Here is a 21,151-nt window from a genome sequence, read left to right as displayed (position 1 = left end):
CAAGCGGGGGATATGGTTCGATGCGCGCGATGCTTCGCGCCGCCGCCCGATCGCGCCCTCGCGGGCCCCGGGGGGAGCCTCGGCTCTAGTAGCGATACCAGATCGCCGAAACGACGCCGCGCTCTTGCGGGGCGTTTTTTCCCGCGACCGTCGCGAAGATCCCGGCCTGCAGGGACCAGTGCTCGGCGATGTCGTAGACCACCGAGCCCTGAAGCTTGTGATGGGCGTAGCCGTCGGCGCCGTCGGGTCCGGCGACGGCGATCGTCGAAAAGGCCTGGGCGAGGACGAGCCATCGCTCCCAGGGGCGCAATCCGACGGCGAGGTCGAGTTTGGCCTCGTCGAAGCCTTCGCCGGCGATCCGCCAGCCATAGCCGGCCTCCGCCTCGGCGAAGGCGGGCAGGCCGAAGAGCTCGAATCCGTAACCGGCGGCAAGCCGGGGCTCGATCCGCGTCGCGCCGCGTTCGATGCCCTCTTCCCCCTCGGCGGCGACACGGCCAGAAAGACCGGCCGAGGCGACGAAGCCGCCGCTCGCATGGAACTGGTAGCGCGCTCCCGCCGTGAATTCCGACAGGCCCGAGCGGGCATAGCCGGACATGTCGTCCGCTTCGCGCCCGGCCTCGACCTTGGCGAACACCGTCAACCGGTCGGTCCAGCCGTGCTGGACGAAGAGGCTGGCGCTCCCCTTGGTGAAGGCCGCCGGCGCCGGCTCTCTGCCGCCGGAACCGAACGTCTCCTCCGCGGTGGACGACAGGCCGGTCGCGATGACCTCGCCGCTTCCCTCGGCGAGCGTCCAGGCGCCCGCGCGGGCATCCTCCCCCATTCCCGCAAGGGCAAGACAGCCGAACAGCCCCCTGGCAAGATGAATGCGGGATGGTTCCCGGCTCGGCATCGTCGTCGCAGCCTCCACGCGATCTCGCCCATCGTCTATCTTAAGGTTGCATTATTTCGTAAATCAATCCTGAGACCGTCAGGAACTCGCTCCCCCGGCGCCGCCCGGAGCCCTTGCCGGCCGCAAGTCGCTGGTGGAAAACCGGAGTTCACGCCGCAGGACGGCCCGCGCGGGGTTTGCCGGTCGGGCCCGGCGCGACTAGAACGGCGATGGTGAGACCGGCGCGGAGCGGACCCTTGGCCATCGTCAAGCTCGACAACCATCTGATCGACCAGATCGCCGCCGGCGAGGTGGTCGAGCGGCCGGCGAGCGTCGTCAAGGAGCTGGTCGAGAACGCCGTCGATGCCGGCGCCTCGCGCATCGAGATCGCCACCGCCGGCGGCGGCAAGACGCTCCTGCGGGTGACGGACGACGGCTGCGGCATTCCCGAGGGCGAACTCTCGCTCGCCGTCCGCCGCCACTGCACCTCGAAGCTGTCCGGCGGGCTCGAGAAGATCGCCACCCTCGGCTTTCGCGGCGAGGCGCTGCCCTCGGTCGGCTCGATCGCCCGCCTGTCCGTGCGCTCGCGGGCCGAAGGCCACGACGAAGCCTTCGAGATCCTCGTCGACCACGGCCGCTGCGAGGGGCCGCGGCCGACGGCGCTGTCGCGCGGCACCGTCGTCGAGGTGCGCGATCTCTTCCAGAAGGTGCCGGCCCGGCTGAAATTCCTGAAGAGCGAGCGGGCGGAATCGGCGGCGATCACCGACGTCGTCCGGCGTCTCGCCCTCGCCGAGCCGGAGATCCGCTTCGAGATTGCGGGGCCGGACCGCACGACGACGGTGTTTCCCGCCGCCCGCGACATGGGCGAGCGGATCGGCCAGGTGGTCGGCGAGGATTTCGCCGCCAATTCCGTTTCGATAAACGCCGAGCGCGAAGACGTCAGGCTCACCGGCCTCGCCGGGCTGCCGACCTTTTCGCGCGGCAATTCGCTGCAGCAGTTCCTCTTCGTCAACGGCCGGCCGGTGCGCGACAAGATGCTCGTCTCGGCGCTGAGGGGCGGCTATGCCGACGTCATGGCGAAGGATCGCCATCCCGTCGCCGTCCTGTTCCTGACGCTCGACCCGGCCCTCGTCGACGTCAACGTCCATCCGGCCAAGGCGGACGTGCGCTTCCGCGACCCCGGCCTCGTCCGCGGCCTGATCGTCGGCGCGTTGCGCCAGGCCTTCGCCGAGAGCGGGCTGCGGTCGTCCTCGGAAGGCGCGGCGGGCGTTCTGGCGCGCATGCGCGCGAAAGCCGACGTCGTGACGCCGGCGCCGCGCCGCTTCGACGGTTTCGCCCCCGGCGGCTATTTCGCAGAGGGCTTCGCCGCGCCGAAACAGGCGCCCTACGATCCCGGCGCCTCGCCGTTCCGCCCGCTGGATACGGCCGGCGCCGCGACGATCGAGCGCCCGCGGAATGTCACGGCCGAAGCCCCGCCGTCGGCCGGCATGGCGATGGCCGGCATGCCCGATGGCGACATGGCGACGGACGCATCCGCCGCTCCCGAGGCGTCGACGGAGCCCGAGACCTACCCGCTCGGCGCCGCGCGGGCGCAGCTTCACGGCAACTACATCGTCGCCGAGACCGAGCGCGGCCTCGTCATCGTCGACCAGCACGCGGCCCACGAGCGGCTGGTCTACGAGGCGCTGAAGCAAGCGATCCACGGCCGGGCGCTGCCCTCCCAGATGCTGCTCATCCCGGAGATCGTCGACCTTGCCGCCGACGATGCCGACCGGCTCTGCGAACATGCGGGCGATCTCGCCCGCCTCGGCCTCGGCATCGAGCGCTTCGGCCCGGCGGCGGTCGCGGTGCGGGAGACGCCGGCGATCCTCGGCCAGATCGACGTCGCTCGGCTCCTGCGCGATCTTTCCGACGAACTCGCCGAATTCGGGACGCGGGACACGGTGACGAGCCGGATCGATCACGTCGCCGCGACGGTCGCCTGCCACGGCTCGGTGCGCTCGGGGCGGACGCTGAAACTCGACGAGATGAACGCGCTTCTGCGCGGCATGGAGCGCACGCCCTCGGCCAGCCAGTGCAATCACGGCCGCCCGACCTTCATCGAACTCGGCCTCGACGACATCGAGAAGCTGTTCGGCCGAAGATAGCCGGCCAGACCGCAGGGCAATCGCTTGAAGCCGAGCCCGGGCTGGCGGTTGGCCTGTTCTCCCCCCTTGCGGGGGAGATGCCGGCAGGCAGAGGGGGGTGACCTCGCTCCGGACTGCTGGAGAGTGGCGCGAGACCCCCCTTCTGGGTTGCCACCCATCTCCCCCGCAAGGGCGGAGATCGAAGCGTCACCGATGGCACTCGCCTTCAAGTGATCGCCCTGGGCCAGACCGGCACGGTTTGATTTTGCCCGGCAAAGGGCGTAGTGCGGCTGGCGATTTGAAAGAGCGGCCAGCCCTGCCGGGCGTCTGGCCCGGCATGTTCGATCCCGAGGGGCCCCATGAACCGTTTCGAGAATTCCGGCGAGGCGAAGCTGCGCTACGGCACCCCGGACTTCCAGGTGATCAGGGCCGGCTCCTATGTGCGCTGCGCGGTGACCGGCGAGGCGATTCCACTCGATCTCCTGCGCTACTGGAGCGTCGAGCGCCAGGAGGCCTATGTCGACGCGGCGGCCTCGTTCAAACGCGATCGCGAACGACGCGGCACCGGAGCGGCCTGAGCTTTCGAGCGCCCGGGGCGCCTTTCCGCCGTCAGGACGCCGGGACGATGCGCCAGCGACGCCTGTCGAAGGCGGCGAGCGTCGCCTCGACGATCCGCCTGCCGTCGCCGTCTCCGGCAAATTCCAGCGCGACGTCGAGTACCGCGCAGTCCCGCAGAAACGCCCGTGCCGTCTCGCTTCCGGTGGCGAGCCGCACCGCGTCCTTGCGGGTGGTGGTGAGGATCAGCTTCTCCTTCGCCGCCGTCTCGGTCAGGGCGTCGAGTTCGGCGTCGGTGAAGGCATGGTGGTCGGGAAAGTCCCGCGTCTGGACGATCTCCGCCCCGAGTTCGCCGAGTGAGGCGTAGAACTTCTGGGGATCGGCGATGCCGGCGAAGGCGAGCAGCCGCTCGCCGATGAGGATGTGCCGCGATCTGGAGACGAGCCGCGCCTCGAAGATCGCGCGGCCGGCGCGGGCCATCGCCCGGAGCGGCTTTGCCCGCCCCTCCCCTTCGCCGATGACGAGGAGCGCGTCGGCCCGGCGCACCTGGTCGAGCAGCGGCGCCCTGAGCGGCCCCGCCGGAATGACCCGGCCGTTGCCGATGCCGCGCCGGGCGTCGAGGGCGATCAACGCATAGTCGATCGCAAGCCGCTGGCTCTGGAAACCGTCGTCCATGATGACGAAGTCGACATCCGTGTCCTGCAACAGCCGCGACAGTGCCGCCGCGCGATCCGCGCCGACCGCCGTCGGTGCGGCGGCGGCGAGAAGCAGCGGCTCGTCCCCGACATCGGCGACGCCGTGCCGGTCCGGCTCGACCACCACCGCCCCGCGGCGCCGGCGGCCGTGCCCGCGCGAGACGAAGCCCGGCCTACGGCCGAGCGCCGCGGCCGCGCCGGCCAGCGCCAGTGCGCTCGGCGTCTTGCCGCCGCCGCCGGCGGTGAAGTTTCCGACACACAGGACCGGCACGTCGACGGCCGCCCGCCGTCCATCGGCAAGGTTGCGCCGCGCCAGCGAACCGTAGAGGGCGGCCGCCGGCAGGAGCAGATCGGAGGCGAGCGAGGCATCCCGCCACCAGAAGGACGGCGCCCGACCGCCGTTCAACGGCCGGCGACGACGTGGCCACGTCGCTCCAGGCTGACGGAGAGACGAAGCGGATGCAGGAACGGGTCGAGGGCGAGAAGCGTCCGTTCGAGCGCGCCGCGCATCTCGCCGACGGAGCGCATCGCCGCGCCGGCCATGGCCATGCGCTGCATCGGATCGAGCAGCAGCCCGTCGAGTTGGGCGGCCAGCGTGTCGGTATCGCGGACGAGCCGCGCGCCGCCGTTGCGAAGCAGCCGCTGGTAGCTGTCCCGAAAGTTCTGGACGTAGCGGCCGCTCAGGATGCCGGTCGACAGCATCGCCGCCTCGATCGGGTTCTGGCCGCCCTGGCCGGTGATCGACTTGCCGATGAAGGCGATCTCGCACAGCCTGAGATAGACGCCGAGTTCGCCCATCGTATCGCCGAGATAGACGTCAGTGTCTGCGTCCGGCAACTCGCCGAGGCTGCGCCGCCTGACCACGAGCCCCCGGGCGGAGAGCGTCTTGGCGAGGACCGCGCCGCGCTCGACATGGCGCGGCACGATGAGGGTCAGGAGCCCCCGGTGCCGCCCTTTCAGCCGCTCGTGTACCTCGGCGACGATCTCCTCCTCGCCCGGATGGGTGGAGATCGCGGCAAAGCGCGGGCGCAGGCCGATCGCCGCGTCGAGCTCGGCCAGCGCCTTCGGATCGGCCGGCAGCGGCTCGGCATCGGCCTTGAGGTTGCCGGCAAGCGTCACCGCCGGCGCGCCGAGCAGGCGGAAGCGCTCGGCATCGATGTCGGACTGCGCGATCACCTGGGCGAACTTCTCGAACAGCGCCTCGGCGAGGCGCGGCCTGCCCTTCCAGCGCTGAAAGGAGCGGTCGGAAAGCCGGGCGTTGACGAGGATCTGGGGAATGCGCCGGGCCGAAAGTTCGTGGATCGTCAGCGGCCAGATCTCGCTCTCGGCGACGATGGCGAGGTCGGGCCGCCAGTGATCGAGAAACCGCCGCACCGCCGGCCTGACGTCCAGCGGCACGTATTGATGGATGACGCTATCGGCGAGGCGATCCTCGACGAACTGCGCAGAGGTCGTCGTGCCGGTGGTCATCACCACCGCGAGACCGTCTGCGGCGATCGCGCGAACCATCGGCGCGACCGCGGCGCTCTCGCCGACGCTGGCGGCGTGGATCCAGACCAGCGGTCCGGGCTCCGGCCGCGTCGTGCCGGCGATGCCGTAGCGCTCCTTCAGGCGGCGCCGGTCCTCCTTGCCGCGGGCCACCCGCCAGCCGACATAGGGCTTCAGGAACGGGTAGCCGAAGACGCCGGCCAGGCGATAGGCGGCAAAGGCGGCGCGGGTCATCGGATCGCTCACCGGCCGGTCCCGACCAGCCGTTCGGCTTCCCGGTTGGCGGCCTCGATCGCGGCCGTCACCTCGCGGCGCTTCTCCTCCATCAGCGCCTCGTCGGCATCGGCCGGCACCGTGATCGGCGCCCCCATGACGACCGCGATCCGGCCGAACGGCAAGGGAATGCGGGTCTTGTCCCAGGCCCGCGCGACGACGTGGTGGCGGCTGGTCACCGCCCCGGCCGGAACGATCGGACGGCCGGAGATCTTGGCGAGCGTAACGATGCCGAGCCCGGCCTCGCGTGGCCTCCCCTTGGGAATGTCGGCGATCATGCAGACGCCGGTTCCGCCGGCGAGCATGCGGCGGAGGGCGACGAGCGCACGGGCGCCGCCCTTGCGTTTCATCCGGTTGACCTTGACGCCCTCGCGGCCGCCCGATCCGCGCACCGTCGAAATGCCGAAGCTCTCGACCACCCGGGCGTTGATCTCGGCGTCGGCGCTGCGCGACAAGAGCGCGACATAGGGCAGTTCGCGCGGCCGGAAGAACGGCGCCAGGAGGTGCTGGCCATGCCACAACCCGACGATGGCCGGATGCTCCTCGGCGAGGATGCGGCGGAAGTCGGAGGAGCCGGCAGTGCGCCGCTGGGTGGCGTTGACGAGGCGCAGAAGACCGCCGACGGCAGCCCCGGCCACGGCGATGGCGGCGTTCGATCGGCCCAGCCGGCGAAGCGCCCCACGCACCGTCCGGCGAGGCTTCGGCTTGCTGCGGGCACGGTCGGGCATGTCGGAGTGCGGCACGGGACGTGGGCGCGCACCGGGCACGATGGATTCGTCATCCGACATGGTACGCGACACGTCGACCCTTTCGGCTTCGTTGCGCTCAGTTCTGCGGGTCGAGCAACCTGTGCATGTGGACGATGAAATATCGCATCGCGGCGTTGTCGACGGTCTGTTGCGCCTTGCCGCGCCAGGCGGCCAGCGCAGAGGCGTAGTCGGGGAAAATTCCGACGATATCAAGGCTCTCCAGATCCTTGAACTCGACGGCGGAGAGATCGCTGAGCTCTCCCCCAAAGACGAGGTGCAGCAGCTGCTTGGGCTTTTCTTCCTGCATGGCGGGGCTCCCTGTGGTTCGGCAGAGCAAGGGTTAAGTGCCCTCAGGCGGCGAGACTGCGGGCGATATCGCGCAAACGGGGCGCCAAGCCAAGGGGGCCGGCGATCATGACGGCATGGGCGGCGGTATCCTCGCCGTAGCGCCAGCGCCGCCCCTCGACGTCTTCGAACCGCCCGCCGGCCCGGTCGAGGATGAGATCGGCGGCCGCGACGTCCCAGTCGTTGGCGCGCGGGCGGACGATCGTGCCGTCCAGCCGGCCGCAGGCGACCAAAGCGAGGCGGTAGGCGAGCGAGGGGATCGCCGGAAGCGCATCCACGGTGCGGCCTTCGGCGTCGGCGACTTTCTTTCGCATCGAATCGGGCAGCGACAGCCGCATCCGGCTCGCCGGCGTGGCATCGCCGACCGCACAGGGCGCGCCGTTGAGAAGCGCCGGACCGTCCGCCGTCGCCTCGAAGGTCTCGCCTCGCGCCGGGACGTGAATGACGCCGGCGACCGGCACGCCCGCTTCGAGGACGGCGACGGAGACGCACCAGACGTCCTCGCCGCGCAGGAAGGCCCTCGTCCCGTCGATCGGATCGACGACGAAGACCCGGTGGCGGGCCTCGCCGGCGCGCTCCGGCGCCGACATCTCTTCCGAGACCCAGCCGTAATCGGGCCGCGCCCCTCCGAGCCGTTCTTCCAGGCAGCGATCCGCGGCGTAGTCGGCCTCGCTCACCGGCGAGTTGCCGTGCTTGTACCAGACCTGCGGATCGCGGCGGAAATAGCCCATGGCGATCTCGCCCGCACGAAAGGCCGCTTCGCGCAGGAGATTCAGATCGTCGGCAAGGCTGGCGGAGAAGCCGTCCACGACGTCAGTGCCCCGCCACCATCATGCGCTCGACGCGCATCGTCGGCGCGACGAGGGAAAAGCGGGTGTCGAGATCGTCGGCGAGCGTGAGCGCGAGCAGCATGTCCTTGAGATTGCCGGCGACGGTGAACTCGGAGATCGGCCGGGTGAGTTCGCCGTTCTCGATGAGATAGCCGGTGGCGCCGCGGCTGTAGTCGCCGGTGACGAGATTGGTGCCCTGGCCGATCAGCTCGTGGACGTAGATGCCGTTCTGGGTCTCGGCGATCAGTTCGGCGGGCGACATTGCGCCCGGCGTCACCGAAACGTTGCTCGACGACGGCGAAACGCCGCCGGAGGAGCGCGCGCCGCGGCCGTTTGAGGACAGGCCGAGTTCCTTCGCCGTCGCGGTGTCGAGAAGCCAGTTCCTCAGGACGCCGTCCTCGACCAGGAACATCGTTTCGCCGCGCACCCCCTCGCCGTCGAAGGGGCGCGAACCCGGCCGCCGCGGCAGGAGCGGTTCGTCGACGATCGAGACGGAGGCCGGCAGCACCCGCTCGCCCATCCTGTCCATGAGAAAGCTGGTCTTTCTGGCGATCGCCGCGCCGTTGATCGCGCCGACGAGGCTGGCGATCAGGCCGCGCGCCACCCGCGGATCGAAGACGATCGGATAGCTGCCGGTCGGAACCTTGCCGGCGCCCAGCCGGCGCACGGTCCGCTCGCCGGCCCGCCGACCGATCTCCTCGGGGGCATCGAGATCGGCGTAGTGAATGCGCGAATCGAAGTCGTAGTCGCGCTCCATCGCCGTTCCCTCGCCGGCGATGACGCTGACCGACCGGGAAAAGCCCGAGCGCATCTTTTCGCCGACGAAGCCTTCCGAGGTGACGAGGACGAGGCCGCTGGCGCCGGCCGAGACCGAGGCGCCGCCGGAATTGGTCACGCCGGAGACCGCCCGCGCGGCCTCCTCCAAAGCCAGCGCCTGTTCGACCATCCTGTCGCCGGCAAGCTCCGTCGGATCGTAGAGGTCGAGGTCGAGCCCGTCGTTCGGAGCCAGCCGGTCCCTCGGCGCCAGCGAGGCGAAGCGATCTTCCGGCGAGACCTTCGCCATCGCCACCGCCCGCTCGGCCAGCCTGTCGATGTCGGCGTGAACGTCGGCGGAGACGGTCGCGACCCTCTGACCGACGAAGACGCGCAGCGCCAGATCCTCGCTCTCGGAGCTCTCGGTGTCCTCGACCTTGCCGAGCCTGACCTCGACCGACCGCCCGATCGAGCGGACCACGGCCGCGTCGGCCGCATCCGCACCGGCCTTTTTCGCCGCCGAAATCAGCCGTTCGGCGGTCTCTGTCAGCCGCCTCGTATCGTCATCCATCGCCATGCCTACTGATCTTTTCCGTCGGACTATTTATTGTGCGGCGCAAGCAACGCAAGCTGTTCCGTGCGCGCCGTCGATTCTCGTCCGCCCGACGGTCGACGCAGGTCCCTTGTCGCCAGAGATAGGCCAGAAATAGGAACGAGTGCCCGGCTGTGGAACACGGATCAAGCGCCATATTTCTCGAAGTGATCCTGCTGCTCGGCGTCGGTGTCGTCGCCGGGACGCTGTTCAAGCGCATCGGACTCGGCACCGTACTCGGCTATCTCGCCGCCGGCATCCTGATGGGACCGGTGCTTCGCCTGATCGGCGAAGGCGAGCAGATCCTGTCGATCGGCGAGCTCGGCGTCGTCTTCCTGCTGTTCATCATCGGCCTCGAACTGAAGATCGACCGGCTCTGGGCGCTGCGCCGCCAGATCTTCGGCCTCGGCCTCGTCCAGGTGATGGTCAGCGGCATCGTTCTCGCCGTCGCCGGATGGTTCCTCGCCGGTCTCGGCGCCGCCGCGGCGATCGTCGTCGGCTTCGGTCTCGCCCTGTCGTCGACGGCCTTCGGCATGCAGCTCCTCGACGAAGCCGGCGAGACGAACACGCGGCACGGCCAGGCGGCCTTCTCGGTCCTTTTGTTCCAGGATCTCGCGGTGGTGCCGCTTCTCGCCATCGTGCCGTTTCTGGAGCCCGGCGGCGAGAATACGGCGATCGAGCCGATGCAGGTCGTGACTTCGCTCGGCGCGGTGGCGGCGCTGATCCTCGCCGGACGGTTTCTGCTCAATCCGCTGTTCCGTCTGATGGCGACCGCCGGCGCGCGGGAGGTGATGCTGGGCGCCGCGCTGTTCGTGGTGCTCGGTTCGGCGATGCTGATGCAGGCGGCCGGCTTCTCCATGGCGATGGGCGCCTTCATCGCCGGCATCTTCCTCGCCGACTCGTCCTACCGCCACGAACTCGAAGCCAATATCGAGCCGTTCCGCGGCTTGCTGCTCGGCCTGTTCTTCATCGGCGTCGGCCTGTCGATCGATCTCGACGTCCTCGAGAGCGCCTGGCCGATCATCGTCACGGTGGCGCCGGCCCTGATGATCGTGAAGGCCGGCCTGATCTTCGGCTCCTGCAAGCTGTTCGGCGAGACGCGCGGGCTTTCGCTGCGCGTCGCGGGCCTCCTGTCCCAGGCCGGCGAATTCGGCTTCGTCCTGTTTTCCGCGGCTGCGGCGGGGCGCATTCTCTCGGCGGAGACCTCGTCCATCCTCGTCGCCATCGTCTCGCTCTCGATGGTGCTGACGCCGCTCTCGACCTGGCTCGGCCGCCGCCTCGATCCGGCCGATGCCGAAGAACAGCTGGAGGAGGATTTCGACGGCGCGGGGTCGGAAGTGCTTCTGGTCGGCTTTTCCCGCTTCGGCCAGATCGTCGCCCAGGTGCTGCTGTCGAGCGGCATCGACGTCACCATCCTCGATTCCTCCGTCGACCGGATCCGCACCGCCGAGCGCTTCGGCTTCCGCATCTATTTCGGCTCCGGCGTGCGCAAGGACGTCCTGGAGGCCGCCGGCATCCGCAAGGCCGGGCTCGTCGCCGTCTGCACCAACAAACGCGAGACCACCGACCGGGTGGTCGACATGATCCGCTCGGAATTTCCCAACGTCCGGCTGTTCGTGCGCTCCTACGACCGCAGCCACGCTCTGTCGCTGAGGGCCCGCGGCGTCGACTACGAGATCCGCGAGACGGTGGAATCGGCGCTGTCCTTCGGAGGCGCGACGATCGCCGCCCTCGGGGTCGAGGAAGAGCTCGCCACACGCATCGTCGAGGACGTCCGGAATCGCGACACGGCGCGGCTGAAACTGCAGGAGGCGGAAGGCATCTATGCCGGCAGCGACATGATGACGACCCACGTCGTCACGCCCGAACCGCTGGTCAAGCCGCGGCCGGGCCTGCACGCCGTCGAGAAGATGCCGGACGGCGAGGATCACGGCGCGATCATCGACGACGCCGCACCGAAGCGCCGCCGCCGGGGACGGCTCTTCGCCGGCCGCCGACGACGGCCCGATCGCGTCGCCTCGCGGTAGCGCGGGACGGCCGGCACCGGCCGGTCCAGACGCGGAAGCGCCCGCCGCGACCTTCCGGTCGGGCGGGCGTCTCGTCATCGGTGGCCGGTCGGCCGGTTTCCGGTCTTATTTGTAGACCGGCGCCGGCTCGGCATAGACCGTGTCCTGGGCGGTGTAGAGCGGCGCGGGCTCCTTGCCCTTGCCGAAGCCCGAACCGCCGAACTCGTAGCGCAGGCCGGCCCGGACGGTGTGGATGTCGAAGCCGTGGTCCTTGCCCTGCACGCCGGAGGCGCCGTTATCCCGATCGAAGTCATCGTAGCCGTAGGCGTCGCCTTCGGAGATGCGGGTGTACTTGTAACCCGCGTCGAACTTCAGCTGATCGGTGATGTCGACGCTGGCACCCGCCATGAGCGCGGAAGCGAAGCGCCAGGACGATTCGCCCGGATGGCTGGCGTTGTAGACGGGGAAGCCGTTGCAGGATCCGCCGCCGCAGGAGATCTCGTTGTCCATGTCGTCGTATTTGACATGGGCGAAGCCGAGGCCCGCGCCGATATAGGGCGTGATGCGACCATAGGTGCCGATGTCGACATAGGCGTTGGCCATCGCCGTCCAGACGGAGGCATGCGCAGAGTCGTCGTAGCGGCAGTTGTTGTTGACCGGATCGAGACCGTAGCCGATCTCGACCAGATAGCCGCATCTGCTGGAGCCTTCGACGCCGGTGCGGAAGTAGTCGACGGTCAGATCGGTGCGGAAGTAGTCGTTGACGCGATAACCGACACCGACGCCGAAATTCGCCGAATTCTTCCAGGTGATCGAGTCGTAGTGCTCGGTGTTGTCGATGCCGTTGTTGCCGAAGCCGACATTGTAGAAGTCGTAATGGCCGTCGGACTTCGACTTGAAGTTATAGCCGATGTCGCCGCGCAGATACCAGCCGGACGTCTGAACCGGCGCCGGGGCCGGCGGCGCAACGTAAACCGGCTCTTCGATGATGTCGGCGGCATTGGCCCCCGTCACGAGCAGCGACCAGGCACCGAGGGCGGTGACGGTCGTCAAAAGCAGCGTCTTCATTGTCAAACGTCTCCGTTGAGATCGGTGCGGATGGCGTCACCGGACAGGGTGACCTCGACGAAGACCGTAAACGGAAGTGGTTAACAGATGGTTTAGAACGAGGGTTCGTTTACCATAACCTTTAGGCAACTCATGTCTTTCCTGGAGCGAGACTTGGTGGACGCGGCATCGGCGTGACCGAAGGCTTGCGTGAACCAACCCTCCCGGAAACGGCGTCGCGTCCGACATCGGACCTTCGAGGGACGAGCTCTGCGCAGGCCGCGTCCTACGACGTGGGAGTGCGGCTTCCCGGGCCTCCTCCCGTCATGGATCGCGACGCGCGGCCGGCCGGCGCCGCGTCAGGCCGCAGCGTCGCTCAGCGCGCCGACGATGTCGTCGACGATGGCATTGACGAGCACGGCGTCGTCGCCTTCGGCCATCACCCGGATCAGCGGCTCGGTGCCGGAGGGACGGATGACCAGCCGGCCGGAATTGCCGAGCCTGTCGCGGCCCGCCGTGATCGCCGCCTGCACGCCGTTCGCCTGCAGCGGCTCGCCGCTGCGGAAGCGGACGTTCTTCAGGACCTGCGGCACCGGCTCGAAACGCCGGCAGACCTGCGACACCGGCCCGCCCTTGCGGCGGACGACGGCGAGGATCTGCAGCGCCGAGACGAGGCCATCGCCGGTGGTGGCGAAATCCGACAGGATGATGTGGCCGGACTGTTCGCCGCCGACATTGTAACCGTGCTGGCGCATGTGCTCGACGACGTAGCGGTCGCCGACCTTGGTGCGGGCGAGCTGCAGCTTCTTCGCCTCGAGAAAGCGCTCGAGGCCGAGATTCGACATGATCGTCGCGACGATTCCGCCAGCCGACAGCCGCCCGTCGTCGGCCCAGCTCTCGGCGATCACCGCCATCAGCTGGTCGCCGTCGACGATCTCGCCCTTCTCGTCGACGATGAGGACGCGGTCGGCGTCACCGTCGAGGGCGATGCCGATGTCGGCCCGCACTTCCTTGACCTTGGCGATCAGCGCGTCGGGCGCCGTGGAACCGCAATCGCGATTGATGTTGACGCCGTCCGGCTCGACGCCGATCTTGACGACGTCGGCGCCGAGTTCCCACAGCACTTCCGGCGCCACGCGGTAGCCGGCGCCGTTGGCGCAGTCGACGGCCACCCGCATGCCGTCGAGCGAGAGTTCGCGCGGCAGCGTGCGCTTGGCGAATTCGATGTAGCGGTAGATGTCGCCGTCGACGCGCTTGGCCCGCCCGATGTCGGCGCCCGTCGACATGTGGCCGGACAGGTCTTCGTCGACGAGGCTGGCGATCTCCGCCTCGATGTCGTCGGACAGTTTGTAGCCGTCCGGCCCGAACAGCTTGATGCCGTTGTCCTGGAAGGGATTGTGGGAGGCCGAGATCATCACGCCGATGTCGGCCCGCAGCGACCGCGTCAGCATGGCGACGGCCGGCGTCGGCATCGGCCCGAGCAGAAAGACGTCGACGCCGGCCGCGGTGAAGCCCGCGACCATGGCGTTCTCGATCATGTAGCCGGAACGGCGGGTGTCCTTGCCGATCACCACCCGGTGGCGGTGGTTGCCGCGCCGAAACACGATGCCGGCCGCCATGCCGACCTTCATGGCGACCTCGGCGGTCATCGGATGGCGGTTGGCGGTGCCGCGAATGCCGTCGGTGCCGAAATAACTCTTGGCCATCTGGTCCCCATTGACTGTGCCGGGCGGAGTTCGCCACCCCCGGACGGATCCTCTCCCCTCCCCGCGGGCGGGCCGCCGTGACGCTTGCCGCATCTTTGCCGAGACGCGTCGAACGGATCAACTTCGGCGGGAAGCCTTTCGGCGAAAAGGTTAAGCCGGCGGGCAAAGAAAAGGCGACCCGATCGCGGGTCGCCCGTTGGTTCGTCGGAAGATTCGACGATCAGGTCGGCTGCGGCTCCAGGCCGTCGCCGCGGGCCGGGCGCTGAGGCCCAGCCTTCGGCACCGCCGAGCCGCGCGAGGGCGGCGTGTCGTCGCCCATGTCGCGGGTGAGCGGCCGGCCGGCCAGAAGGTCGTGGACCTCGTCGCCGGAAAGCGTCTCGTATTCCAGGAGCGCCTTGGCGATGAGATGCAGCTCGTCGATGTGATCGGTGAGGATCTTGCGCGCCTTGTTTTCGGCGGTCTCGATGATCTGCCGGACTTCGGAATCGATCAGCCGGGCCGTCTCTTCCGACATGTTCTGCTGCTGCGCCACCGAATGGCCGAGGAAGACCTCGTCCTGGTTCTGCTTGTAGCGCAGCCGGCCGAGCTTGTCGCTCATGCCGTATTCCATGACCATGGCGCGCGCCATGTTGGTCGCCTGCTGGATGTCGTTCGAGGCGCCGGTGGTGACGTTCTCGACGCCGTAGATGATCTCCTCGGCGGCCCGGCCGCCGAAGATCATCGCGAGGCGCGCCTCCATCTCGTTCTTGCGCATGCCGTAGCGATCGCGCTCCGGCAGGTTCATCGTCACGCCGAGGGCCCGGCCGCGCGGAATGATCGTCACCTTGTGCAGCGGATCGTTGAACGGCTCGTGGATGCCGACCAGCGCGTGGCCCGCCTCGTGATAGGCCGTCAGCTTCTTCTCTTCCTCGGTCATGGCCATCGACCGGCGCTCGGCGCCCATCATGACCTTGTCCTTGGCGTCCTCGAACTCGAGCATGGTGACGAGCCGCTTGGAGCGCCGCGCCGCCATCAGCGCCGCCTCGTTGACGAGGTTGGCGAGATCGGCGCCGGAAAAGCCCGGCGTGCCGCGCGCGATCGTCTTCAGGTCGACGTTCGGCGCCAGCGGAACGTTGCGGACATGGACCTTGAGGATCTTCTCGCGGCCGGTGAAGTCCGGATTCGGCACGACCACCTGCCGGTCGAAGCGGCCGGGGCGCAGCAGCGCCGGGTCGAGCACGTCGGGCCGGTTGGTCGCGGCGATGAGGATGATGCCCTCGTTCGCCTCGAAGCCGTCCATCTCGACCAGCAGCTGGTTCAGCGTCTGCTCGCGCTCGTCGTTGCCGCCGCCGAGGCCGGCGCCGCGATGCCGGCCGACGGCGTCGATCTCGTCGATGAAGATGATGCAGGGAGAGTTTTTCTTGGCCTGTTCGAACATGTCGCGGACGCGGCTCGCGCCGACGCCGACGAACATCTCGACGAAGTCCGAGCCGGAGATGGTGAAGAACGGCACGTTGGCCTCGCCGGCGACGGAGCGGGCGAGCAGCGTCTTACCGGTGCCCGGAGGGCCGACGAGCAGCACGCCGCGCGGAATCTTGCCGCCGAGGCGCTGGAACTTCTGCGGCTCGCGCAGGAACTCGACGATCTCTTCGAGGTCTTCCTTGGCCTCGTCGACGCCGGCGACGTCCGCGAAGGTGACGCGGCCGTGCGCCTCGGTCAGAAGCTTCGCCTTCGACTTGCCGAAGCCCATGGCCTTGCCGCCGGCCCCGCCCTGCATCTGCCGCATCAGGAAGATCCAGACGGCGAGGATGAGCAGGATCGGACCGAAGGAGAGGAGCATCGACCAGATCGGATTGGAGTTGTCGCCCGGCGGGCTCGCGGTGATCTGGACGTTCTTGCCCTCCAGCCGCGAAACCAGATTGGCGTCTTCCGGCGCATAGGTCTGGAAGGTGGTGGCGGAATCGCCGTATTTGCCGGAGATCCGCTGGCCCTGGATGTTGACCGACTGGATCCGGCCGCTGTCGACGTCCGACAGGAAGAGCGAATAGGGGATTTCGCGTGCGTTGCCGGTCTGCGTGCCGTTCGAGAACAGCTGGAAAAGCGCGATCAAGAGCAGGGCGATGATCGCCCACAGCGCGAAGTTTCGAAAGTTCTGATTCATCAACTCTTCCTGAGTCGGCGTAAAGGGCCGCGGCGCGAACCCTTGGAAGATAAGTGTTGTGGCGCCCCTTGCCAACACATTGCCCGGCATTTGCGGCAAAAAGCCGAGCGGGACTCCAAACATGGTGTGGACGCGGTTAGCCTTCCGGTAGAGCGAGGTCCCGTCGCAGGAGATGGGGGGCCAGCACCTCGAATGCGAGATTGCCGATCCCGGGCTGCAACCGCCCGGCCACCGGGGCGAGGGCGGCCCGGGCCCGGCCATCCGCGTCGACGACGACCGGGCAGGAGCGCAGGCGACTGCCGCCTTTGCCGAGAAAGCCCAGCGGGAGGAGCCGGGCGCCCGGCAGGTCGCGCCACGGACCGACGTCGATGACGAGGCGGCCGTCGAAGACGACCGGCCATTCCATGCGGGCGGCAAACCCGCCGCCGAGCGCCTCGGCCGTATCGAGCGGCAGGGCGGCGATCCCGCTCCGGCCGAACTCGCGCATGAAGACGGCGTCGCTGCCTCTGCGGCAGATGATCGCGCCGCCGAGGGTTCTGGCGTTTTCCCGCGGCGCTTCCTTGCCGAGCCACTGCAATACGCCGCCGACCGCCGGCCCCGAGGGCGGCCTCGTCGTACCGGAAGCTGCGACGATGGCCCGCGACAGAAGGCTGGCGGCGCAGCGCGGCGGGGCCTGGGCCAAGGCGGAGCGATCGAGGATGATCGCACCATCCTCGGCAAAGCGCAGGCGCCCGGCGGCCTCGAGATCGTCAAGCGCTCGTGCGAGAGCCCGCTCGGCACTGTCGCGGGCCGTTTTGCAGCGGCGCAGGGTCGCCCGTCGCCGCGCGCTCAGGGCCGGGTCGGCCGCAAGTTCGAGCCGGATGCGAGCCCGGTCGTAATGCGCGTCGCGATTGGTCGGATCGTCGACGGCGAGGATGCCCGCCGCGGCGACCACGCCGGCCAGTCTCTGCCGCGGGAGATCGAGGAAGGGCCGGCCGAGAAACACGTCCGGAGCAAGCCAGCGCAACGGCCGCATCCCGGCCGAGGCGGCGAGGTCGCCGCCATTCCGCTGGCGGATGACGTGGGTCTCGACGTCGTCGTCGAGATGATGCGCGGTGAGGACGAGGTCGAGGCCATGGCGCCGCGCATGGGAGACGAGCAGGGCGTAGCGCGCCTCGCGCGCTCTGGCGGAAAGGTTGCCGGGGCCGGGCTCGGCGGTCCAGCTCAGCGTCTCGTGTGGAAGGCCGCAGCTTGCGGCAAGGCCGGCCACGAAGGCCGCTTCGTCCGCCGATTCCGGTCTCAGACGATGATCGACGGTTGCGATGCGAAGCGCCGGCGCCCAAGCGCCCTGCAGGCGATGCCAGGCGGAAGCCGTGAGGAGAAGGGCGAGGGAATCGGGGCCGCCGGAGACGGCGAGGAGAATGCCGCGGATCGGACCGCGGCGCCGGCGCGCTGCCGCGACGAGGCAGTCCAGGGCGTCGAGGAGCGCCCGGTCGACGGCGGGAAAGACGGCAGGCTGCGCGGGTGGGATTGCGACCGGTTCCGGCACCGGTACGGCCTCCCGACTGGTCAGCAGCTGGCCGCCTTCTGCTCGTCCTGCAGCTTGCGCCGGACGTTGTCGCTCATCTGCGGGTAGCGGCGGGAGACCTCCTTGAAGGTCACGCAGGCGGTCTCGCGATTGTTGAGCTTGGCGAGCGACATGCCGAGCTTCAGCATCATGTCCGGCGCCTTGCCGCTTTTCGGGTGGGACTTCTGGGCGTCCAGAAAGACCTCCGCCGCATCGGCGTATTTCTTCTGCTGGTAGAGGCTCTCGCCGAGCCAGTATTCCGCGTCGGGCGCGTCGCTGGCGCTCGGATAGGTCTGGGAGTACTGCCGGAAGGACTGCTCGGCCCGCTGATAGTCGCCGGCCAGGAGATAGTTGTAGGCGAGATCGTACATGTCGCGCGGGCCGCTGGCATCGATGCTGGCGACCGTCGATTCGTCCGGCTTTGCCGCTGGCGAATCTCCTTCCGATCCCGAGGAGGCGCCGAGCGAACCCGTGTCGAGACCGCCGGACAACAGCTTGCCGATGTCGTCGCCGCCCTCGGCCGCTGCCGTCGAGGTAGACCCCGAGGCGGGCGCCGACGGCGCCTCGCCGCGTCGTTCGCCCGGCTGGGAGGAAGCCGGTGCGGCGCCCCCGCCGCCCTCGATCTGCTGGAAGCGGAATTCGGAATCCTCGCGATATTTACGCATGTCCTCCTGGGCCTGCAGGAGCTGGAAGCTCAGCTCCTCGACCCGGCCGTTGAGCCGGCGAACCTCCTCCTCGAGCTGATTGATCCGCACGACGAGATCGCCGGCCTGGGCGAGCCGCACCGGCCGTTGGTCGTCATTCGAGACAGCCGCCGCCGAACCTTGCGGAACCGGCGCGGCCGCCGCCGGAGCCGGAAGCCCGACGGCTGCCACCGGCTCTTGCGTCGCGACGAAGACCCCCGGCAGATCGAAGGCCGACGCCGCCGTCGGCAGCGCGAATGCAAGCAGTCCCGCGGCAGCCAGGCTGCGGCGAAGCACGTTCAATTTCGTCACCATTCGTTCCCCTCACCCGGGCCGCCGGCAATCCACGAGGACCTCGCGCCGGCAACGTCCGCACGCGCGTGGTCGCTTGCGTCGCGATCCTGCCGCGGCACGAATTCACCAGAAAAGCATGGAACGAGGGAGTTCGGCCAAAGTTTGACGGCCCGCCCATCAATCCGCCAGAGCGGAAAGACGAGCAGGCGTCGAGGCCAAAGTCGGCGATGGAATATCTGCCTCGGCGAGGCGGGCCGTCCCGCCTTCGCCGCAAGCCAGTGGCGATCAGCTCGACGGGCCGCCGAGGACGGTGACGGCGCGGCGGTTCTGCGACCAGCAGGAGATGTCGTCGCAGACGGCGACCGGCCGCTCCTTGCCGTAGGAGATGGTGCGCATCCGGTTCGCCGGAACACCGAGCTGGGCGAGATAGTCGCGGGTCGCAGAGGCCCGGCGGGCGCCGAGGGCGAGGTTGTACTCGCGGGTGCCGCGCTCGTCGGCATGGCCCTCGATGGTGATCGGATACTGCGAGTTCTGCCGCAGCCACTGCGCCTGGCGCTGCAGCGTCTGCTGGCCGGTCGCGGTGATCTCGGTGGAATCCGTCTCGAAGAAGATCCGGTCGCCGACATTGACGGTGAAGTCCTGGGGCGAGCCGGGCGTGACGTTGCCGGCGCCGCCGAGACCGTTGGCGCCGCCGAGGCCGAGGCCGGCCGCATTGTCGGGCAGGCCGTCCTTCTTGCTGGCACAACCGGCGACGAGGAGGCCGGCGAAGAGCGCGAGGGCGATGCGGGTCTTGCCCTGAGAGACCATGCTCAGCATGGCGAACTCCTTCAATTCCAAGGAATTTTCGTTATCGACGGCTTACCACGGCCAAGCTTAACGAGCGGTAAAATCGAATGGTCTTCCCACCCCGCGGCAGCCGTTGGGCAAGACCGAGACGCGGGCGGCGTTTTCTCTTGCCGACCGCCGTTTACCCGCTGGCTGGTGCATGCGTGCCACAGCCGAGACCTTTAGGGGAGAAGGCTTGCGCCGGGCTTGGCCGGCGCAAGCCGGCCTCTTCGCGCCCGTCAGTCGAGAAGCGGCGACCAGGCTGGATCGGAGGCGTAGCCCGACGTCGGCACCTTCTGTTCGTTGTAGCCGGTGAGGTCGATCGAATAGAGCTGCGGACCGCCGCCGCCCTTCTGGTCGCGGAAGAACATGAGCACGCGGCCGTTCGGCGCCCAGGTCGGCCCCTCGTTGTGGAAGCCCGACGTCAGGATGCGCTCGCCCGAGCCGTCCGGCCGCATGATGCCGATCTGGAACTGGCCGCCCGACTGCTTGGTGAAGGCGATCAGATCGCCGCGCGGCGACCAGACCGGCGTCGAATAGGAGCCGTCGCCGAAGGAGATGCGCTGCTGGTTCGAGCCGTCGGCGCCCATCGTATAGAGCTGCTGGCGCCCGCCGCGGTCGGATTCGAAGACGATCCGCGTGCCGTCCGGCGAATAGGAGGGCGAGGTGTCGATGGCGCTGGTCGAGGTCAGCCGCGTCGTCGCCCGCGAGCGCAGATCCATCGCGTAGATGTTGGCGTTGCCGTTCTGCTGCAGGCTCATGATGACCTTCTGGCCGTCCGGCGAGAACCGGGGAGCGAAGGTCATGCCGGGGAAGTTGCCGACGATCTCCCGCTGGCCGGTCTCGAGCTGCAGCAAATAGACCCGCGGCTCGCCGTTGCCGAAGGACATGTAGGTGACCTCCTGGCGGTTCGGCGAAAAGCGCGGCGTCAGGACGAGATCGCGACCGTCGGTCAGGTAGCGAACATTCGCGCCGTCCTGATCCATGATGGCGAGCCGCTTGACGCGGTTGGCCTTGTCGCCGCTTTCGGAGACGAAGACCACGCGGCTGTCGAAATAGCCCTTCTCGCCGGTGACGCGCTCGTAGATCGCGTCGGCGATGATGTGGCCGACCCGGCGCCAGTTGTCCGGGTTGGTGTAGAATTGCTGGCCGTCGAGCTGCTGGCCGGCGAAGACGTCCCAGAGCCGGAACTCGACGCGCAGCCGGCCGTCCGCCTCCGGCGACACCCGGCCGACGACGAGGGCCTGGGCGTTGATCACCGTCCAGTCCTGGAAATTCGGGCTGACGTCCGGGCCGAGGCCCTTCTGGATGAAGGCCGAGGGGTCGATCGGCGCGAACAGGCCGGAGCGCTTCAGATCCGCCGAGACGACGTCGGAAATCTTTTTGCCGAGGCCGTCCTGCGACTGGAAGTCGGAAATGGCGATCGGCAGCGGCTGGACGTTGCCCTGGGTGATGTCGAGTTCGACGACGGCTCGCGCCGGCGTCGTCGCGGCGAAACCGGCGACGATGATCAGGATGGCCACGCAAAGGCCCTTGAAGATCTCATGCATGAGCGGAACTACCCCTCTTGAGCGGCCGCGTCGCGCCGTCGGCTGCCACGCAGAAATGTGTCGATCCGGCCTTCCGCAGC

General features: G+C 68.8%; 17 protein-coding genes. 3 read left to right on the top strand and 14 right to left on the bottom strand.

Features of this window, described 5'->3' with window-relative positions; genetic code table 11:
• Positions 1 to 85: 85 nt before the first annotated feature.
• Positions 86 to 889 (bottom strand): hypothetical protein, encoded by an 804-nt coding sequence (locus LZD57_RS05160; RefSeq protein WP_233718196.1) that lies wholly within the window; start codon positions 887 to 889, stop codon positions 86 to 88.
• A gap of 236 nt (positions 890 to 1,125) precedes the next feature.
• Between LZD57_RS05160 and mutL the strand changes: the two genes are divergently transcribed.
• Positions 1,126 to 3,015 (top strand): DNA mismatch repair endonuclease MutL, encoded by a 1,890-nt coding sequence (gene mutL / locus LZD57_RS05155; protein ID WP_233718195.1) that lies wholly within the window; start codon positions 1,126 to 1,128, stop codon positions 3,013 to 3,015.
• 338 nt (positions 3,016 to 3,353) lie between these two features.
• Positions 3,354 to 3,572 carry a DUF2093 domain-containing protein gene (locus tag LZD57_RS05150; protein ID WP_233718193.1) on the top strand — a complete coding sequence of 73 codons (219 nt, stop codon included), beginning with the start codon at positions 3,354 to 3,356 and terminating at the stop codon, positions 3,570 to 3,572.
• Between the two features lie 31 nt (positions 3,573 to 3,603).
• On the opposite strand, the gene lpxK is transcribed toward LZD57_RS05150, so the two are convergent.
• The 6 genes from lpxK to LZD57_RS05120 form a co-directional block, all read right to left on the bottom strand.
• Positions 3,604 to 4,650, bottom strand: coding sequence for a tetraacyldisaccharide 4'-kinase (gene lpxK, locus LZD57_RS05145; RefSeq protein ID WP_233718191.1), 1,047 nt, complete (start codon positions 4,648 to 4,650; stop codon positions 3,604 to 3,606).
• Positions 4,647 to 5,978: a lipid IV(A) 3-deoxy-D-manno-octulosonic acid transferase gene (waaA, locus tag LZD57_RS05140; RefSeq protein ID WP_420844746.1), complete on the bottom strand. Its 1,332-nt coding sequence runs from the start codon at positions 5,976 to 5,978 to the stop codon at positions 4,647 to 4,649. The genes lpxK and waaA overlap by 4 nt, the downstream gene beginning before the upstream one ends.
• Positions 5,975 to 6,733, bottom strand: coding sequence for a lysophospholipid acyltransferase family protein (locus tag LZD57_RS05135; protein ID WP_233718189.1), 759 nt, complete (start codon positions 6,731 to 6,733; stop codon positions 5,975 to 5,977). Before LZD57_RS05135 ends, waaA begins: the two co-directional genes overlap by 4 nt.
• Before the next feature lie 97 nt (positions 6,734 to 6,830).
• Positions 6,831 to 7,061 (bottom strand): DUF4170 domain-containing protein, encoded by a 231-nt coding sequence (locus LZD57_RS05130; protein ID WP_233718188.1) that lies wholly within the window; start codon positions 7,059 to 7,061, stop codon positions 6,831 to 6,833.
• Between the two features lie 43 nt (positions 7,062 to 7,104).
• Positions 7,105 to 7,908, bottom strand: coding sequence for an inositol monophosphatase family protein (locus tag LZD57_RS05125; protein ID WP_233718187.1), 804 nt, complete (start codon positions 7,906 to 7,908; stop codon positions 7,105 to 7,107).
• Positions 7,909 to 7,912: 4 nt separating this feature from the next.
• Positions 7,913 to 9,259 carry a TldD/PmbA family protein gene (locus LZD57_RS05120; RefSeq protein ID WP_233718186.1) on the bottom strand — a complete coding sequence of 449 codons (1,347 nt, stop codon included), beginning with the start codon at positions 9,257 to 9,259 and terminating at the stop codon, positions 7,913 to 7,915.
• A 149-nt stretch (positions 9,260 to 9,408) separates the two neighbouring features.
• On the opposite strand from LZD57_RS05120, the gene LZD57_RS05115 reads away from it, so the two are divergent.
• On the top strand, positions 9,409 to 11,301 hold the full coding sequence (locus tag LZD57_RS05115; RefSeq protein ID WP_233718184.1) for a monovalent cation:proton antiporter-2 (CPA2) family protein: 1,893 nt from the start codon (positions 9,409 to 9,411) through the stop codon (positions 11,299 to 11,301).
• Positions 11,302 to 11,406: 105 nt separating this feature from the next.
• Here LZD57_RS05115 and LZD57_RS05110 read toward each other — a convergent pair whose 3' ends face one another.
• The 7 genes from LZD57_RS05110 to tolB form a co-directional block, all read right to left on the bottom strand.
• On the bottom strand, positions 11,407 to 12,348 hold the full coding sequence (locus LZD57_RS05110) for an outer membrane protein (protein WP_233718182.1): 942 nt from the start codon (positions 12,346 to 12,348) through the stop codon (positions 11,407 to 11,409).
• Positions 12,349 to 12,686: 338 nt separating this feature from the next.
• A complete protein-coding gene (glmM, locus tag LZD57_RS05105; RefSeq protein WP_233718180.1) occupies positions 12,687 to 14,033 on the bottom strand; it encodes a phosphoglucosamine mutase in 1,347 nt (448 codons plus the stop codon).
• A 220-nt stretch (positions 14,034 to 14,253) separates the two neighbouring features.
• On the bottom strand, positions 14,254 to 16,173 hold the full coding sequence (gene ftsH, locus LZD57_RS05100) for an ATP-dependent zinc metalloprotease FtsH (RefSeq protein WP_233718173.1): 1,920 nt from the start codon (positions 16,171 to 16,173) through the stop codon (positions 14,254 to 14,256).
• A gap of 136 nt (positions 16,174 to 16,309) precedes the next feature.
• Complete coding sequence (tilS, locus tag LZD57_RS05095; RefSeq protein WP_233718166.1) at positions 16,310 to 17,701, bottom strand: tRNA lysidine(34) synthetase TilS; 1,392 nt, start codon at positions 17,699 to 17,701, stop codon at positions 16,310 to 16,312.
• A gap of 20 nt (positions 17,702 to 17,721) precedes the next feature.
• Positions 17,722 to 18,714 carry a tol-pal system protein YbgF gene (gene ybgF, locus LZD57_RS05090; protein ID WP_233718157.1) on the bottom strand — a complete coding sequence of 331 codons (993 nt, stop codon included), beginning with the start codon at positions 18,712 to 18,714 and terminating at the stop codon, positions 17,722 to 17,724.
• A gap of 267 nt (positions 18,715 to 18,981) precedes the next feature.
• On the bottom strand, positions 18,982 to 19,512 hold the full coding sequence (gene pal / locus LZD57_RS05085) for a peptidoglycan-associated lipoprotein Pal (protein WP_233718155.1): 531 nt from the start codon (positions 19,510 to 19,512) through the stop codon (positions 18,982 to 18,984).
• Between the two features lie 248 nt (positions 19,513 to 19,760).
• Complete coding sequence (gene tolB, locus LZD57_RS05080) at positions 19,761 to 21,071, bottom strand: Tol-Pal system beta propeller repeat protein TolB (RefSeq protein WP_233718153.1); 1,311 nt, start codon at positions 21,069 to 21,071, stop codon at positions 19,761 to 19,763.
• Between the last annotated feature and the right edge of the window lie 80 nt (positions 21,072 to 21,151).

It is taken from the genome of Jiella avicenniae, from assembly GCF_021390325.1.
GTDB classification, from domain to species: Bacteria; Pseudomonadota; Alphaproteobacteria; order Rhizobiales; family Rhizobiaceae; genus Jiella; species Jiella avicenniae.
This window is presented reverse-complemented; position numbering and strand designations above follow the sequence as displayed.